The organism is Acetobacter pomorum, assembly GCF_002738225.1.
Taxonomy (GTDB): Bacteria; Pseudomonadota; Alphaproteobacteria; order Acetobacterales; family Acetobacteraceae; genus Acetobacter; species Acetobacter pomorum.
This window is the reverse complement of the sequence record NZ_PEBQ01000116.1, coordinates 1-1,142: the sequence shown is the minus strand read 5'-3', so window position 1 is coordinate 1,142 and position 1,142 is coordinate 1. Positions and strand designations below refer to the sequence as shown.

At 52.2% G+C, this 1,142-nt stretch carries 1 protein-coding gene; it reads left to right on the top strand.

What is annotated here, in order from left to right:
* The coding region (locus CSR02_RS08725) for an alkene reductase (RefSeq protein WP_244176894.1) at window positions 1–1,041 on the top strand (1,041 nt) is incomplete at its 5' end.
* Between the last annotated feature and the right edge of the window lie 101 nt (window positions 1,042–1,142).

The following is a 1,142-nucleotide window of genomic DNA, read 5'->3' as shown; positions in this document are numbered from 1 at the left end:
AGCATTTACGCCAAAAACAGAATTCTTATGGCGCCGCTGACGCGCGGCAGAGCAACCCGTGAGCATGTTCCAACCCCCATCATGGCCGAGTATTATGCGCAGCGTGCCAGCGCAGGTCTGATTATTTCGGAAGCAACCGGCATCAGTCAGGAAGGCCTTGGATGGCCTTACGCGCCGGGCCTGTGGTCGCAAGACCAGGTGAAAGCCTGGAAGCCAGTTACAGCAGCCGTACATGCAAAGAGCGGAAAGATTGTGGCCCAGCTCTGGCACATGGGGCGCATGGTGCATTCTAGTGTGACGGGCCAGCAACCAGTTTCCTCATCGGCAACAAAAGCGCCTGAGCCATTGCATACTTACGAGGGCAAGCAGGCGCCAGAAATTGCTCGTCCTCTTACCAAGGATGACATCGCCCGTATCCTCAACGATTACGAAACAGCTGCACGCAATGCGCTTCAGGCTGGCTTTGACGGTGTTCAGATTCATGCAGCCAACGGTTATCTGATTGATGAATTCCTGCGGGACGGCACCAATCATCGTTCCGATGAATATGGTGGGTCTCCTGAAAATCGTATTCGCTTCTTGCGGGAAGTTACGGAACGGGTAATCGCCACGATTGGCGCAGACAGAACGTCAGTAAGACTTTCTCCCAATGGTAACACACAGGGTTGTATCGACAGTCACCCAGAGCAGGTTTTCGTGCCCGCCGCAAAGCTTCTGAACGATCTTGGTATTGCTTTTCTTGAACTGCGTGAACCCGGGCCCAATGGTACCTTTGGTAAGACCGATCAGCCGAAACTGCACGGTCCGATCCGTAAAGTCTTTACGAAACCACTAGTGCTGAATCAGGATTACACACGGGAGGAGGCGATGGAAGCGGTTGCAACCGGTGTGGCTGACGCCATTGCATTCGGCCGACCCTTCCTCGCCAATCCAGATCTGGTGCATCGTCTGGAAGATAACCTTCCTCTGAACAAAGATGATATGCGCACTTGGTACACGCAGGGGGCAGAAGGCTATACAGATTACCCACTTGCACCATAACATCCCATCATTTTCCGAAAGCTCTCTTTAAAAGGAAAATCTCACTCTCGTTATGAAAGAGTCTTGGAAGAACTCTACTTATAAGAACATTGGACTTAGCC